15 protein-coding genes are annotated in these 16,086 nt (G+C 50.8%); 7 read left to right on the top strand and 8 right to left on the bottom strand.

Features of this window, described 5'->3' with window-relative positions; translation table 11 throughout:
- Positions 1-108 precede the first annotated feature (108 nt).
- Positions 109-1,017 carry a LysR family transcriptional regulator gene (locus WN16_RS14980; protein ID WP_003836337.1) on the bottom strand — a complete coding sequence of 303 codons (909 nt, stop codon included), beginning with the start codon at positions 1,015-1,017 and terminating at the stop codon, positions 109-111.
- 107 nt (positions 1,018-1,124) lie between these two features.
- Between WN16_RS14980 and WN16_RS14975 the strand changes: the two genes are divergently transcribed.
- A complete protein-coding gene (locus tag WN16_RS14975; RefSeq protein WP_003028925.1) occupies positions 1,125-2,378 on the top strand; it encodes an MFS transporter in 1,254 nt (417 codons plus the stop codon).
- Positions 2,379-2,408: 30 nt separating this feature from the next.
- On the opposite strand, the gene WN16_RS14970 is transcribed toward WN16_RS14975, so the two are convergent.
- The 3 genes from WN16_RS14970 to WN16_RS14960 all read right to left on the bottom strand — a co-directional run bounded on the left by WN16_RS14970 (position 2,409) and on the right by WN16_RS14960 (position 5,451).
- Positions 2,409-3,098, bottom strand: coding sequence for a type II CAAX endopeptidase family protein (locus WN16_RS14970; protein ID WP_003028926.1), 690 nt, complete (start codon positions 3,096-3,098; stop codon positions 2,409-2,411).
- A gap of 143 nt (positions 3,099-3,241) precedes the next feature.
- Positions 3,242-4,732, bottom strand: a complete 1,491-nt coding sequence (locus WN16_RS14965; RefSeq protein ID WP_003028927.1) for an ATP-binding protein — start codon at positions 4,730-4,732, stop codon at positions 3,242-3,244.
- Entirely contained in the window at positions 4,729-5,451 is a 723-nt protein-coding gene (locus WN16_RS14960; RefSeq protein WP_003028928.1) for a response regulator transcription factor, read from the bottom strand. Before WN16_RS14960 ends, WN16_RS14965 begins: the two co-directional genes overlap by 4 nt.
- Before the next feature lie 189 nt (positions 5,452-5,640).
- Here WN16_RS14960 and msrP point away from each other — a divergent pair, with 189 nt between their 5' ends.
- The 5 genes from msrP (at position 5,641) to WN16_RS14935 (ending at position 10,432) form a co-directional block, all read left to right on the top strand.
- Entirely contained in the window at positions 5,641-6,645 is a 1,005-nt protein-coding gene (gene msrP, locus WN16_RS14955) for a protein-methionine-sulfoxide reductase catalytic subunit MsrP (RefSeq protein WP_044699866.1), read from the top strand.
- Positions 6,645-7,271 carry a protein-methionine-sulfoxide reductase heme-binding subunit MsrQ gene (gene msrQ / locus WN16_RS14950; protein WP_003843582.1) on the top strand — a complete coding sequence of 209 codons (627 nt, stop codon included), beginning with the start codon at positions 6,645-6,647 and terminating at the stop codon, positions 7,269-7,271. The genes msrP and msrQ overlap by 1 nt, the downstream gene beginning before the upstream one ends.
- A 47-nt stretch (positions 7,272-7,318) precedes the next feature.
- A complete protein-coding gene (locus WN16_RS14945; protein ID WP_044699870.1) occupies positions 7,319-8,806 on the top strand; it encodes a carboxypeptidase M32 in 1,488 nt (495 codons plus the stop codon).
- Positions 8,807-8,943: 137 nt separating this feature from the next.
- Positions 8,944-9,339, top strand: a complete 396-nt coding sequence (gene asr / locus WN16_RS14940) for an acid resistance repetitive basic protein Asr (RefSeq protein WP_003028934.1) — start codon at positions 8,944-8,946, stop codon at positions 9,337-9,339.
- Positions 9,340-9,610: 271 nt separating this feature from the next.
- A complete protein-coding gene (locus WN16_RS14935; protein WP_003843576.1) occupies positions 9,611-10,432 on the top strand; it encodes a serine protease in 822 nt (273 codons plus the stop codon).
- Between the two features lie 34 nt (positions 10,433-10,466).
- Here WN16_RS14935 and mdtI read toward each other — a convergent pair whose 3' ends face one another.
- Positions 10,467-10,796 carry a multidrug/spermidine efflux SMR transporter subunit MdtI gene (gene mdtI, locus WN16_RS14930; RefSeq protein ID WP_003028939.1) on the bottom strand — a complete coding sequence of 110 codons (330 nt, stop codon included), beginning with the start codon at positions 10,794-10,796 and terminating at the stop codon, positions 10,467-10,469.
- Positions 10,783-11,148, bottom strand: a complete 366-nt coding sequence (mdtJ, locus tag WN16_RS14925) for a multidrug/spermidine efflux SMR transporter subunit MdtJ (RefSeq protein WP_161799268.1) — start codon at positions 11,146-11,148, stop codon at positions 10,783-10,785. The genes mdtI and mdtJ overlap by 14 nt, the downstream gene beginning before the upstream one ends.
- A 416-nt stretch (positions 11,149-11,564) precedes the next feature.
- On the opposite strand from mdtJ, the gene WN16_RS14915 reads away from it, so the two are divergent.
- A complete protein-coding gene (locus WN16_RS14915) occupies positions 11,565-12,599 on the top strand; it encodes an AI-2E family transporter (RefSeq protein WP_016150211.1) in 1,035 nt (344 codons plus the stop codon).
- A 46-nt stretch (positions 12,600-12,645) separates the two neighbouring features.
- Here WN16_RS14915 and pntB read toward each other — a convergent pair whose 3' ends face one another.
- Positions 12,646-14,034 (bottom strand): Re/Si-specific NAD(P)(+) transhydrogenase subunit beta, encoded by a 1,389-nt coding sequence (gene pntB, locus WN16_RS14910; protein ID WP_032935797.1) that lies wholly within the window; start codon positions 14,032-14,034, stop codon positions 12,646-12,648.
- A gap of 10 nt (positions 14,035-14,044) precedes the next feature.
- The gene (pntA, locus tag WN16_RS14905; protein WP_016150210.1) at positions 14,045-15,574 is read right to left on the bottom strand and encodes a Re/Si-specific NAD(P)(+) transhydrogenase subunit alpha; all 1,530 of its coding nucleotides are present in this window, start codon (positions 15,572-15,574) and stop codon (positions 14,045-14,047) included.
- Between the last annotated feature and the right edge of the window lie 512 nt (positions 15,575-16,086).

Here is a 16,086-nt window from a genome sequence, read left to right as displayed (position 1 = left end):
CTTTATTTTCGCGCTCCGAAATAATCTGCGGGCTATGGTGAAGCACTTCAATGGCTCCCGTCAACTTTTTACTTAGCCTTGTGATTTACTGCACATTTTCACTCATTTTTAAACTAAATTAATCGCCTGAACGGCCGCTAGCAGCTGCTCACGAAAGCGTTGCGCGGCGTGACTTTGCTCATGATGCTTTGGCCACACTAACCACATTTCCGAGACAGCATCTTCTTCCGCTATCGGGATCCAACACATTTCATATAGCTGCACCCGTTTAAAAGAAGCAGGAAGTATAGAAACCCCTAATCCTGCAGCCACCAGCCCGATGATAGTCATCGCTTCGCCAACCTCCTGCGCAATCGTCGGTTTTAATCCATAGCGACGCATCAGGCCAAGAATATCGTCATACAACCCTGTCCCCACATGGGGGTCAAAAAAGACAAATGGCTCATTCGCCAGCTCGGCCAACGTGACCACGGGTTTTTGCGCCAACGGATGCGCGCGTGGGATCATCGCCATCAGTGGTTCATGCAGAATGATTTCACGCTCCAGTGTTTCCGGAAGCTGCGTATTGCGCAGAAGTCCCAAATCCAGCGTCCCTTCATTGAGCGGGGCAATTTGCTCACGTGTGTTCATTTCGCGGGTTTGCATATGCACTGCCGGGTAGCTTTGACGAAACAGAGATAACGTATCTGAAACGGCTTTGATAAACGGCGCCGACGACGTAAAGCCGATACGCAATTCCCCTGCTTCTCCCAAATGCAAACGCTCAGCCCTGGCGGCGGCTTCATTAACCAGCCCGAGGATCTGCCGACTGTCTGCAAGAAACTGCTTTCCGGCAGAGGTCAGCGCCACGCTACGGTTAGTTCGGGCAAGTAACCGGGCGCCAACCTGCTGTTCAAGGATCTGGATCTGCTGGCTTAGCGGCGGTTGCGAAATGTTTAATCGTGCTGCCGCCCGACCAAAATGCAACTCTTCGGCAACGGCCACAAAGTAACGTAAATGACGCAGTTCGATATTCATATTTTTAAAATATTATTTGAGATTATTAATATATTAGACAGAATATTGTGATTTTCATACTCTTAAGGCTGGTCCTGTAGACGTAATTGGATGAGCAAGGATTTCAAGTGAGCCGTACAACAACTGTCGATACCGCGCCAACAAGCGATGTTGATGAACAGATAGTTACCCCGCCGGATGGTTTTATCAAACGCGGAACATCCCCATTTATGCGTGTCACGCTGGCGCTGTTTTCCGCCGGACTGGCGACTTTTGCCCTCCTCTATTGCGTACAACCCATACTGCCTGTGCTTTCGCACGAGTTTGGTGTCTCTCCTGCCAGCAGTAGTATTTCGCTCTCCATTTCAACGGCGATGCTGGCGATAGGGTTACTGTTTACCGGTCCACTTTCAGATGCTATTGGCCGCAAGCCGGTGATGGTTACCGCACTGCTGCTCGCCTCTTGTTGTACGCTCCTTTCAACAATGATGACCAGCTGGCACGGTATTTTAATCATGCGGGCGCTGATAGGACTTTCACTGAGCGGGGTCGCGGCGGTAGGGATGACCTATCTGAGTGAAGAGATTCATCCTAGTTTCGTCGCCTTCTCAATGGGCTTGTATATCAGCGGTAACTCGATTGGCGGTATGAGTGGTCGCTTGATCAGCGGCGTGTTTACCGACTTTTTTAACTGGCGTATCGCGCTGGCGGCGATCGGCTGTTTTGCCCTTGCCTCTGCGCTGATGTTCTGGAAAATCCTGCCGGAATCTCGTCATTTCAGACCAACGTCGCTGCGCCCGAAAACGTTGTTTATCAACTTCCGCTTGCACTGGCGCGACAGAGGCTTGCCGCTGCTGTTTGCGGAAGGTTTTTTACTGATGGGATCGTTTGTCACGCTGTTTAATTACATCGGCTACCGCCTGATGCTCTCTCCGTGGGAGCTCAGCCAGGCGGTTGTCGGTCTGTTATCTGTGGCGTATCTGACCGGGACCTGGAGTTCGCCAAAAGCAGGTTCTATGACCACTCGTTATGGCCGTGGCCCGGTAATGCTCTTTTCAACTGGCGTGATGCTGGTTGGACTGTTGATGACCCTGTTCACATCGCTATGGCTGATCTTCGCCGGGATGCTGCTCTTTTCAGCCGGTTTTTTTGCCGCGCACTCCGTAGCAAGCAGCTGGATTGGACCACGGGCAAAACGCGCTAAAGGCCAGGCTTCTTCCCTGTATCTGTTCAGCTATTATCTGGGATCCAGTATTGCCGGTACGCTCGGCGGCGTATTCTGGCACAGCTACGGCTGGAACGGCGTGGGCGGATTTATCGCCCTGATGCTGGTGCTGGCGTTGCTGGTCGGCGCACGTTTGCACCATCGTCTGCACGTATAATCCCCGATGCCCGGATTCCGGGCATCGCCTTTATGAATCAGGTAGTAACGTCTGGGCTCCCATTTGCAGAGCAATAACCGTCCCGTTCATCACTATATGCAGCATGATCGGCATCAACAGGCCGTTGCTTTTCAGTCTGGCGATGATCAAAACCTGCGACACAAGAAACAACATCAGCAACGTCCGTAGATCCACATACTGCGTATGCATGATGGCAAAAATGACCGATACCACCACTGACGACAGCCAGGTTTTATTATTGAACCAGTACTGGAACGCGTTGAATAAACAGCCTCTGAAAACAATTTCTTCATAAACTGGCGCAATAAATATCAGAGTCAACGTAGATAACCACAATGCGTAACTACTTAAAGATATTTGGCTGGTCACCCACGCTTCGGTTTGTCTGAGACCCAAAATCAATGGCAGGATAAGCTGAATAAACAGCAGCGCCGCAAACAAAATGGTAAACCACCTGGCGTTGAAAATGCCTTTGCCCAGCCCCTCTCTTTTTCTGAAGAAGAAGTAATACAGCGGAACCAGCACAACAAATTCCAATGCAAACAACAGCGGGAAAAGTAGCCCTTTGGCAAGCAGGTCCTGACTCGCGGGGAAAAACAACGGGGTAAACGTGAGGCCAAACATCAGTAAAAACATTGAAAAGCAGCCAGCTACTGCTTTGGTCCTGGCGATATACAGGTTGTCGGCATCCTGTGACATACAATCTCCTTGCGCTCATCGAAGATAAGTTGATGAATTACCGATACATGATAAAAATTCTCATTATCACTGACAACCTACCAACTTTTACGCAATGCCCATTGGGGCAATGCCAAAACCCTCTTTACTCCGGAACTTCACCGTCAACTACTCAGGGGAGAATCCGCCAGCGGCAACGAAAAACGGAAGCAGGCCCCTGCCGTTGAGCTAACCAGGCTGATATCCCCTCCATGCAGCTCGAGCATTCTACGCACGATCAGTAAGCCCAAGCCGCCGCGCTCAGCCCTCTGCTCACGGGGAACTAACGCGGTCGGGCGCTGAAACAATACTTCTCGCACAGCTTCTTCTACCCCAGGCCCGCTGTCCTGCACTTCGGCTAATAAACGGTCTGCATCACGCCAGACTTTTAGCCGCACTTCACCTCCGTCAGGCGTATGACGGATAGCGTTATCCAGCAGATTCGTCACAACTCTTTCTATCATCGATAAATCGGCATTCACCAGCGGTAACGGCCCCATTACGTCAAGGTGCAACTGCAAATGACGCGTGGCAACAGGGAGATCAAATTTCTGTGCCACATCCTGGATCAATTCACCAATAGCAAAACGTTCACGCTGCGGTTTTATACCGCCATGCTCCAGTCTTGCCAGCTCAAACAGCTGTTGTGACAGATGACGAACTTTATGTCCCTGGCGCAGCGCGATACTAAGATAATGCCGGTTTTCCTCCGGCGTCATCGTATCGGCTTTCAGCGACAGCATTTCCAGATACCCCAGCAATGAAGTCAGCGGCGTGCGTAAATCGTGCGAAATATTGGCTATAAACTCTCTGCGCTGACGATCGCTGTCCGCTAATAGATCCCACTGCTGCGCAATTTTCTGCGCTAACTCGATAAACGCATTGTTCAGCAACGCAATTTCATTTGCCGGGGCCGGATCGGGATTTTTTTGCGCCAGCTGTTTGATGACGCTAATGCTGTCCTGTTCCAGTTTGACCACCTGCCCAGTCAACCTTTTCACTGGATTCGTCACCCATCGCCACACCAGAAAACCTGCAATTCCGCCGGCTAATAAAACCAGTATTAACGTCCAGGCCACGGTATTCCAGAGCGTTTTTTGCCAGGCGGTATTCGCCAACATATTCAGATCTTCGCCCTGCAGAATAATGTACAAATAGCCATGCAGCTCACCGTTATATAAAACCGGCGCGGCGCTGAATACTTTTTGCTGGCTGCTGCGCGGATCGTTGCCATATACGGGCAACGCATCTGAGTTAAGGAAATCCTGAATCGGCTGCACGCTAATTTTCTGCCGCTGGATATGCCCCGGCGGTGCGGCATCAGCGAGTATTTCACCTGATGGTGAAACCAGATACAGCTCCACGCTGGGGTTGAGCGTCATCAGGTGATTAAACAATCCTTTTAAGGTCTGGCGATTAACCTGCCCGCTGGCATCAATAAGCGACTCACTTTTGACAATCTTGCTCGCCAGCTCCAGCGAGAGCCTTTGCACCATCGCGTCGCCATATTGTTTGCTACTGCGAACCTGGACAGCACTGACGGCAACCGCACAAATCAGCATAATGGCGGTAAAGACCAGAGTCAGACGCTGGCTCAGCGACAGGCGATAAATCATGGCTGATGCTCCGCATTAACCGCAGCAAGCTTATAGCCTCGTCCCCAAACCGTGAGAATAATTTCCGGCTCCGCAGCATCCTTTTCAATTTTGGTCCGCAGACGATTAATATGACTGTTCACCGTATGCTCATACCCTTCATGCTGGTAGCCCCACACCTGATCTAACAGCGCCTGGCGCGAAAAGACCTCGCCTGGATGACGGGCGAAAAAATAGAGCAGATCGAATTCTCGCGGTGTCAAATCGAGGGATTTACCATGCAGCCGAACTTCCCGGGCTAAAGGGTCAATCTCTACGCCATGAACGGTGATAATCCCCGCCTCCATACGCAGGTTCTGACTCATCGCTTCCTGACGGCGAAACAACGCCTTCACCCGAGCCATCAACTCCAGCACCGAGAAAGGCTTGGCCAGATAATCATCGGCCCCCATTTCCAACCCCAATACACGGTGCGTTTCGCTGGTCCGGGCGCTGATAATAATAACGGGCAAATAAAAACTCATTTGGCGAATGCGACGACAAATCTCCAGCCCGTCGACACCTGGCAGCATCAAATCGAGGATAACGGCATCCCAAACGTGTTTCTCCAGTTGTTCAAGCGCTCGCGTGCCGTCCGCTTCATGAACTATCTCGTAACCCTCATCCTTCAGGCTAAGCTGCAAAAGTGAGGCAATATCGCTGTCATCTTCCACCAAAAATATCTTTTTCGCGCCTGCCATCAGTGTCATCCCCCTCTCGTCGTGCTGAAAGCTTACCTCAGGCAAGGGGCGGAAGTTATCACAAAATTTTTAACTTTTCGTGAGGATCCAGGGATACGCATACGCGCAGTATGTCGTTATAGACACACCAGGCATCAACAGGGAAACGTCGCTTTGTTTTCCTTAACATGAAAATAAAAAGGAAAAGTTATGCAGAAAAAACGTCCACTTCGGGAAGCTGATGTTACAGCCGAATCAGTTTTTTTTATGCAACGACGACAAATCCTCAAAGCACTTGGGATAGGCGCGGCGGCGGCCACGCTGTCTTCCCCTACACAGGCTAATTTGTTGGATTGGTTTAAAGGCAACGATCGTCCACCAGCACCCGCAGGCAAAGCGCTCGAATTTACAAAGCCCGGGCGCTGGCAAAACAGCCTGCCTCTGACGCCAGAAGAGAAGGTGACGGGCTACAACAATTTCTATGAATTTGGTCTGGATAAAGCAGATCCCGCCGCCAATGCCGGTAGTCTGAAAACCGATCCCTGGACATTGACGATCAACGGTGAGGTCAACAAACCTTTAACCTTGGATCATGATGCTCTGACCACTCGCTTTCCGTTAGAAGAGCGTATTTACCGGATGCGTTGCGTTGAAGCATGGTCGATGGTTGTGCCGTGGGTCGGATTTCCTTTGCATAAATTATTGGCGCTGGTTGAGCCAACAAGTCACGCCAAATACGTCGCCTTTGAAACTCGCTACGCCCCTGATGAAATGCCCGGCCAGAAAGATCGCTTCATTGGCGGTGGGTTAAAATATCCCTATGTTGAAGGTCTGCGTTTGGATGAAGCCATGCATCCGCTAACACTGCTGACCGTAGGCGTATATGGCAAAGCATTGCCGCCGCAAAATGGGGCGCCGATACGCCTGACCGTACCCTGGAAGTACGGCTTCAAGGGCATTAAATCGATAGTCAGTATTACGCTGACGCGTGAGCAGCCACCGACGACCTGGAATATGTCAGCACCGAATGAATACGGTTTTTACGCCAACGTAAATCCGCAGGTCGATCACCCTCGTTGGTCTCAGGCTACTGAACGGTTTATCGGTTCGGGTGGCATTCTTGATGTGCAGCGACAGCCCACGTTACCTTTTAATGGTTATGCCGATGAGGTGGCATCGTTATATCGGGGTATGGATCTTCGGGAGTATTTTTAGTGAGATTGACCGCAAAACAGATAACCGGCCTGAAAGTGCTGCTGCATCTCGCCGGTTTTTTACCCCTGCTATGGCTCTTTTGGGCCGCGCAGCATGGCGGGTTGGGTGCCGACCCGGGAAAAGATATCCAGCACTTTACGGGTATTACCGCGCTAAAGTTTTTGCTTGCTACTTTGCTGGTATCCCCGCTTGCACGCTACGCAAAGCAGCCTTTGTTGTTTCGTACCCGGCGGTTGTTAGGTTTATGGTGTTTTGCATGGGCCACACTGCATATGGCCAGCTATGCTCTGCTGGAACTGGGTATACAAAATCTGGGATTGTTGGGTCGTGAACTGGTTTCACGCCCATGGCTATCCCTGGGCATGACCGGTTGGATTATCTTATTCCTGTTGACGTTGACCTCCACGCAAGCCGCGCAGCGTAAAATGGGCAAACGCTGGCAAACATTGCACAACTACGTCTACCTGGCCGCCATTTTGCTACCGCTGCATTACATATGGTCGGTAAAAGTGTTGTCACCGCTCCCTATTATCTACGCCATCTGTTTTGTGGTTCTGTTGGCTTTTCGCTATAAAAAACTTTTACGAAAAACCAGGTATAAAGGTGTGTTTATGAAAAGTGAGTGAATCACGGTAAACTTCTTAACCACACCTAAACAGAACGAGAACAAAAAATGAGTAGCAATGATAATTACCATCAGCTCACCCGCACGTTCCAGCGGCTATCTCGCTTCTCCCACCTCTCGGCAATCGCCAGTTGGGACATGTTTACCATGATGCCGTCAGGAGGAAGCAAAGCCCGCGGCGAAGCGCTGGCCGAGCTGAGCGTGCTTGAACACCAACTGTTAACCGATCCGAAAGTGGCAAGGTGGATCTCCGCAGCGCAACAGGCAGACCTCAACGATGTAGAACAGGCGAACCTGCGCGAAATGTCGCGACTGCATCACCAGGCATCCCTGCTGCCGGAATCGTTGGTAGAAGCAAAATCACTTGCGGGAAGCCGCTGCGAGCATGCCTGGCGTAGCCAGCGACCGGCAAATGACTGGGAAGGATTTTCCGAAAACCTGAAAGAGGTTGTGAAGTATAGCCGCGAAGAAGCCCGACTGCGCGCAGAAGCTAAAGGGTGTTCGCCGTATGACGCGTTACTGGACATTTTTGAACCGGGAATGACCAGCGCGCAGTTGGACAACCTTTTCGCGGACGTTAAAAGCTGGCTACCCGACCTGCTAAACAAGGTAGTGGCAAAGCAATCTCAACAGTCGCTCATCGCCCCGGTAGGCCCCTTCCCAACAGCTGTACAGCGAGAGTTGGGTCTTGAAACAATGGCACAGCTAGGTTTCGACTTTACCGCTGGTCGGCTGGATATCAGTGCACATCCCTTCTGTGGCGGCGTACCAGAAGATGTTCGCATTACCACCCGCTATGATGAAAACGAATTGCTCAGCGCGCTGTTTGGCGTGATCCATGAAACCGGTCACGCCCGCTATGAGCAAAATCTTCCGCGTAACTGGTCAGGGCAACCTATCGCTCTGGCACGTTCCACCGCCATTCATGAGTCCCAGAGTCTGTTCTTTGAGATGCAACTGGGACGCAGTAAAGCCTTTCTGACACGGTTAATTCCTGCTGTAACGCGCTACTTTGGCGATCAGGCTGCATTTGAAGAAAGCAATTTCATCGCCTGGAACCAGCAGGTCAAACCCGGGTTTATCCGTGTTGATGCCGACGAGGTGAGCTATCCCGCTCACGTGATCCTGCGTTATGAAATCGAACGTGCGCTCATTAATGGCGATATTGAAGTGGATGATATCCCGGCATTGTGGAATGAGAAAATGCAGGCCTGGCTGGGGCTGTCAACGATCGGAAACTATCGTAACGGTTGTATGCAGGATATTCACTGGACCGACGGCGGCTTTGGCTACTTCCCTTCCTATACCTTGGGCGCTATGTATGCGGCGCAGTTGTTCAGTGCCGCTAACCACGCATTACCTGATTTGAATCAGTCTATTGCGCAAGGTGAGTTTGGTCCCCTGTTTGACTGGTTACGTCAGAACATCTGGCAGCATGGCAGCCGTTTCACAACTGAACAGCTTATTACCCAGGCCACCGGAGAGCCGCTTAGCAGCCGTTATTTCCGCGCCCACCTGGAAGCCCGCTATTTGTAATCTCATACCGTGAGTCATTGTACATATCGTTACACGCCGATACCAATGACTCACGGAAGCCCTGTGATTACAGCGATATAGTTATTTCAACGGCCCCGCAGTGGGGTTGAATGAAAAACCAAATCGAGGGTATGAGAATGAAAAAAGTATTAGCTCTGGTTGTTGCCGCTGCTATGGGTCTGTCTTCTGCTGCATTTGCTGCTGAAACAACTGCTACAACCGCTCCGGCTGCTGCAGCAACCACTAAAGCTGCGCCGGCAAAAACCACGCATCATAAAAAACAGCACAAAGCAGCACCGCAGAAAGCACAGGCTGCCAAGAAACACGCTAAAAAATCCACCACAAAACCGGCTGTAGAACAGAAAGCACCAGAGCAGAAAGCTCAGGCTGCTAAAAAACACACCAAAAAAGCTGCAACCAAACCAGCTGCAGAACAAAAAGCGCCAGAGCAGAAAGCTCAGGCCGCTAAAAAACACACCAAAAAAGCAGTAAAACACGACACTGCTAAACCAGCAGCTCAACCTGCAGCATAACGCATTTGTAGTCACTATGGCGTCCCCCACGCCATAGCATACGGCGCTAGATCGACCTGATGTAGCGCCGCCTTTTCGGAGGGTAAAATGGTGTCACATTACCGCTTTGAGTTAATTCTTATTACGCTGATAATTTGCGCCATCATCGCCATGCGTTTTTATCTTGCCTGAATGTAGTTATCTGATTTTACTCCCACTTTCACGTCGTCCCGTCTATAGTATTAACTGAGGGTTTGCTGTTAATAATCATAATTCCCCACCAGAGCGTGATATGCATAAAACCATTGCTGTATTACTGGGTTCACTTTGTTTACTTCCTGTTGTTGCACATGCGGACAAGCCTGCAACGGACAGCGCTGAAGCAGAAAATATAAAAACGCTGTTTTTTGGTCATGACGATCGCATAAAGGTGACTGACCCTACACAATCGCCGTGGGACGCTATCGGGCAACTGGAAACCGCCAGCGGTAACCTGTGTACCGCCACGCTCATTTCGCCACATCTGGCCCTGACGGCCGGACACTGTTTACTCACCCCCCCGAAAGGTAAGCCGGACAAAGCCGTCGCATTGCGCTTCGTGTCTAAAAAGGGTCTCTGGCGCTATGAAATCCACGACATTGAAGGCCGGGTTGCGCCCTCACTTGCCAAACGTTTAAAAGCCGATGGTGATGGCTGGATAGTGCCGCCTGCCGCAGCCCCGTGGGATTTTGGTCTGGTGGTGCTGCGTAATCCGCCGTCTGGCATCACACCGCTGCCACTGTTTGATGGGGACAAAGACGCGTTAACCGCGGCGCTAAAAACTGCAGAGCGTAAAGTCACGCAGTCGGGCTATCCGGAAGATCATCTGGACGACCTGTACACACATCAGGATTGTGTGGTGACCGGCTGGGCGCAGAATACCGTCTTGTCACACCAGTGCGACACGCTCCCGGGCGACAGCGGTTCGCCATTGATGTTGCAGACAGAGTCTGGCTGGCAGTTGATTGGTGTGCAAAGCTCCGCTCCAGCAGCCAAAGATCGCTGGCGGGCAGATAATCGCGCCATATCCGTGACCGGTTTTCGCGAGAAGCTGGAAGCGTTAGCGCAGGAATAACACATGCTGCCCGCATTAACGGGCAGCATGGATATCAGGCAAGTTTTATCATTATCATTCCGGCCAGCAGCAGTATCACGCCGATCCAGCCCTTATTATTCAGACGCTGACCAAACAGCACCCAACCTGCCGCTAACGTCGCGGCAATACCGAATCCGCCCCACAAGGCGTAGGCAACAGAAAGGTCAATACCTTTTACCGCCTGCGACAGCGCGCTAAAGGCTGCTAACACGGCAGCTAACGACAGCACGCCATAAATCTTGCGGCGAAAACCATCGGAAAATTTCAAAAAGACGTTAGCGACGATTTCCAGCACGATGGCCATACCCAGCCAGGCACCGTGAACCCATTCAAACTGTTGCATGGGTCACCTCTTTGCCCGGTTTAACAGGCTTTCGGGTGCCGGATTTAATCAGCACAATGCCGACCACCAGTGAAGCCAGTCCTGCCACCTTCAATGTGGACAAGGTTTCGTCAAATAACAGCACGCTAAACAGCGTAATAAATAAAATACCGATCCCTTCCCACAGGGCATAGGCCACACCAAGGGCAATTTTTTTAACGGCAAAACTGAGAAAAATATACGATAAGGCGATCATTACCAGCATTAAAATAAAGCCCGAATTACCATGGCCGACGCTTGCCCATTTCATTGAAAGCGTACCAGTAATTTCAGCCGCGATGGCCAGACCTAATAATATCCAGTAAAACATGATGCTTCTCCTGCTTGAGAATATAGTCCTTTGGGCCTACTGCATGCAGTAAACCAAAAAATAAAATTAGTTAGCTCAGCGCACAGCGCCAGCTCAGGCAGAAGAAGGGACTAAAGCGCGTTGCGCCAGTGTTGCTCACCCGCAAGCAAGAAAGTGGAAGAGGTACGAAGAAGTGAAGGTAAACGCAAAAACATCCTGAACATATTGTCCATAATATTACAATTATCCGCAGTGTTGCTTCTCATCATCGCGGATGATAATTGTCCTCGGTAGTTAAACACAGATGATTTGTATCATAGCTTCAATACGAACTCAAAGTCTTTTCACTTCTTTACCTGCCCCGTTTGATTTTTGTTATAACGGCTCGACGCAAATCACACTATTATTCAGATTCAAAAATCAAAAACGCAGGAATACATATGGCGAAACCGATCATCACGCTTAACGGTCTAAAAATAGTCATTATGCTGGGCATGCTGGTTATCATTCTGAGCGGCATTCGCTTTGCCGCAGATATCATCGTCCCCTTTATTCTGGCGTTATTTATAGCCGTTGTGCTGAACCCCGTGGTGCAGCGGATGGTCAAGATTCGCATACCGCGCGTATTTGCGGTGTCATTGCTCATCGTTATTATTGTAATGCTAATGGTACTGCTGTTAGCGTATTTAGGTACATCCTTAAATGAGCTTGCGCGTACGCTACCGCAATATCGCTCTTCACTGGTTATTCCACTAAAAAATCTTGAACCATGGTTACAACGCGCAGGGATCGGCGTTTCCGTGGATGAGCTCGTCAAATATATCGATCCAAACGCGGCAATGACGCTGGTGACCAATTTGCTGGCGCAGCTTTCGAATGCTATGTCATCGATCTTTTTACTGCTACTGACGGTAGTTTTTATGCTGCTGGAAGTACCGCAACTGCCCAACAAACTAAAACAAATGATGAGTCGCCCCATTGAAGGTATGGCGGCGATTCAACGCGCCATCGACAGCGTCTCTCACTATCTGGTGCTTAAAACGGCAATCAGCATTGTGACCGGGTTGGTCGCCTGGGGCATGCTTGCTGCATTGGATGTGCGCTTTGCCTTTGTCTGGGGATTACTGGCCTTCGCCCTGAACTACATCCCTAATATCGGTTCGGTATTGGCGGCCATTCCCCCTATTGCTCAGGTGCTGGTATTTAGCGGCCTTTACGATGCGCTGGTGGTTCTGGCAGGCTATCTGGTCATCAACCTGGTATTCGGGAATATCCTCGAGCCGCGGATCATGGGGCGTGGACTTGGACTATCTACGCTGGTGGTTTTTTTGTCGTTAATCTTCTGGGGCTGGCTGCTCGGCCCTGTTGGGATGCTGCTTTCTGTTCCGCTAACCATCATTGTGAAAATCGCGCTAGAGCAAACCAATGGCGGTCAAAGCATTGCGGTGTTACTGAGCGATCTCAACAAAGAGTAAAATGCAAAACGGCCTCCGCAGAGGCCGTCTTAGTTTTCACTGACGATTACAACGCTTTCAGAATCGCATCCACGCTGGCTTTGGCATCGCCAAACAGCATATGAGTGTTTTCTTTAAAGAACAGCGGGTTCTGCACACCAGCATAGCCCGTGTTCATCGAACGTTTGAACACGATGACGTTCTGCGCTTTCCATACTTCAAGCACCGGCATACCGGCGATCGGGCTGTTCGGGTCATCCTGCGCCGCCGGGTTTACCGTATCGTTGGCACCAATCACCAGCACGGTATCGGTATCGGCGAAATCATCGTTGATCTCGTCCATTTCCAGCACGATGTCATAAGGGACTTTGGCTTCCGCCAGCAGTACGTTCATATGACCGGGCAAACGCCCTGCTACTGGGTGAATACCGAAGCGCACTTTGATGCCGCGTGCGCGCAGTTTCTCAGTGATTTCCGCGACCGGATACTGTGCCTGAGCCACTGCCATGCCGTAGCCCGGGGTGATGATCACGGAGTGCGAGTTCTTCAGCATTTCTGCTGTGTCTTCCGCAGTAATCTCACGGTGCTCACCGACTTCTTCATCTGATCCAGTAGAAGAACCGTCAGAACCAAAGCCACCTGCAATAACGCTGAAAAATGAACGGTTCATCGCCTTACACATAATGTAAGACAGGATCGCACCAGAAGAACCGACCAGCGCACCGGTAACGATCAGCAGATCGTTGCTCAGCATAAAGCCCGCCGCCGCCGCAGCCCATCCTGAATAGGAGTTGAGCATTGAAACGACCACCGGCATATCCGCACCACCGATGGAGGCCACCAGATGCCAGCCAAAAGCCAGTGCAATTATGGTCATCACCAGCAGCGCCAGAACCTGCAGGCCCACGCTTTCGGTACGGACAAATACCACCAGCAGCAGGAAAGAAACAACCAGCGCCGCCAGATTCATTTTGTGACGATTCGGCAGCATCAGCGGTTTAGAGGAGATCTTGCCGCGCAGTTTGCCAAAGGCCACCACAGAACCGGTAAAGGTTACCGCACCGATGAAGATACCCAGGAACACTTCCGTCAGGTGAATGTTCACCAGAATCGGCTCCAGGCCCGTGTCGTGATACAGGTAGCTGTTGAAGCCCACCAGTACCGCTGCCAGACCAACGAAGCTGTGCAGAATTGCCACCAGCTCCGGCATCTCGGTCATCTCAACTTTTTTCGCCAGACGAATACCAATCGCGCCGCCGATGATCATCGCCACCAGGATCCACGCAACATTGCCGGTATCCGGGCCAAAAATCGTGGCAATCAGCGCAATCGCCATCCCGGCGATACCGTAGTTGTTACCCTGCTGAGAGGTTTCGTGTTTCGAAAGCCCCGCCAGACTAAAAATAAACAGGATAGCGGCAACAATGTATGCAGCTGTAACTAATCCTCCAGACATATGTTACCCCTTAGTTTTTCCGGAACATTTTCAGCATGCGCTGAGTCACGGTGAAGCCACCGAAAATATTAATGCTGGCAATAAGCACCGCGATAAAGCTCAGGAAACTCACCCAGCCACCCTGGCCAATTTGCAATAACGCCCCAACCACGATAATCCCTGAGATAGCGTTAGTCACAGACATCAGCGGAGTATGCAACGCATGTGACACATTCCAGACCACGTAGTAACCCACCACGCAGGAAAGCGCGAACACCGTAAAGTGACCAAGGAACTCTTTCGGCGCAACGTCGGCGAGCCAGCCAAACAAAATCACCACCAGCGCCATCAGTGCATATTTGCGCCACGGAGAGACAGGTTTTTTCTCTTCTTTCGGTGCAGGTGCGGCTTTTTGCGCAGCCTGCGGCTGAGCAGAAACCTGGATAGGTGGCGCAGGCCAGGTGATTTCACCCTCGCGAACCACCGTGACACCGCGAACAACCACGTCGTCAAAATCGACGGTGATATTGCCGTCTTTCTCTTTGCACAACAGTTTGAGCAGGTTGACGAGGTTGGTGCCGTAAAGCTGGGAAGATTGCGTTGGCAAACGGCCAGGCAGGTCGGTATAGCCGATAACCTTCACCCCGTTCTCGGTGGTTGTCACCTGATTAGGCACGGTATATTCGCAGTTACCGCCGTTTTGCGCGGCAAGATCGACAATTACGCTGCCCGCTTTCATCGAATCGACCATTTCACGGGTGATCAGTTTCGGGGCCGGTTTGCCCGGGATCAGCGCAGTGGTAACAATAATGTCGACGTCTTTCGCCTGTGCAGCGAAGAGTTCCATTTCGGCTTTGATGAACGCCTCGGACATCACTTTGGCATAGCCATCACCGCTGCCCGCTTCTTCTTTAAAGTCCAGTTCAAGGAACTCGGCGCCCATACTCTGCACTTGTTCCTTCACTTCCGGACGGGTATCAAAAGCACGCACGATAGCGCCCAGGCTGTTTGCCGCACCGATCGCCGCAAGACCTGCCACACCCGCACCAATCACCATGACCTTGGCAGGTGGAACCTTGCCTGCGGCGGTGATCTGGCCGGTGAAGAAGCGACCGAATTCATGTGCAGCTTCAACAATAGCGCGATACCCGGCGATGTTCGCCATTGAGCTCAAAGCATCCAGCGACTGTGCGCGCGAAATACGCGGCACGGAGTCCATCGCCATAACTGTCACGTTTCGCTCTGCAAGCTTTTGCAACAGTTCAGGGTTTTGCGCGGGCCAAAGAAAACTCACCAGCGTCGTGCCCGGATTGAGTAACGGAATTTCCGCCTCCTCCGGCGCATTGACCTTCAGGATGATCTCTGACTGCCAGACTGCATTTCCATCAACAATTTCTGCGCCTGCTTGTACAAACGCCTTATCGTCAAAACTCGCCAGTTGACCTGCACCGCTTTCAACCGCGACGCTGAAACCTAACTTAAGCAGCTGCTCAACCGTCTTCGGCGTGGCTGCAACGCGGGTTTCATTGGTTAACCGTTCTCTTGGTATGCCAATTCGCATAATGTTCCCTTCCATCTGTAATTATGATGATGGTTTATCAATGTTCGCACGAGGCATGCGCGCACTCTCGAGAGAGGTCAGTGTTACCTCAATAAAATAAAACAGTAACAAACTCTGTATAACCTACTGAAAATGACGCCTGTGATCTAGCGCCAAAAAACAGTATTTATTATGAAATTCGCAAAATAGAGATGAATCGAACCTCAGACAGATAAAATGCCCTAAAAATAGCCCACAAAGGCTGATAATTCGCTTAAGCGAAGCGGCAAAACATGATTACGTACCTGCCAAAAACAATTAATTAACATTAAATTAACTTATGAAATTCAACTGCTTTATCAGTTTTGGTCACCAAACGCCGAATTTTTCGGCATATCACAAAATGTTATCGATGTTGTTAAGCCAGGTGGCACGATGAGTGAAAAATGACGCAGACACTGACGCAATTTAAATGCAATAATCAGCGACGTTTCTAGTCAATAACAATACCAGTACCTGGTTTGCGCAAGGCG

The sequence above is a fragment of the Citrobacter sp. ABFQG genome (assembly GCF_004322975.1).
Lineage (GTDB): Bacteria > Pseudomonadota > Gammaproteobacteria > Enterobacterales > Enterobacteriaceae > Citrobacter > Citrobacter freundii.
Note: the sequence above shows the minus strand (reverse complement) of the source record. Positions and strands in the feature narration are given on the sequence as shown.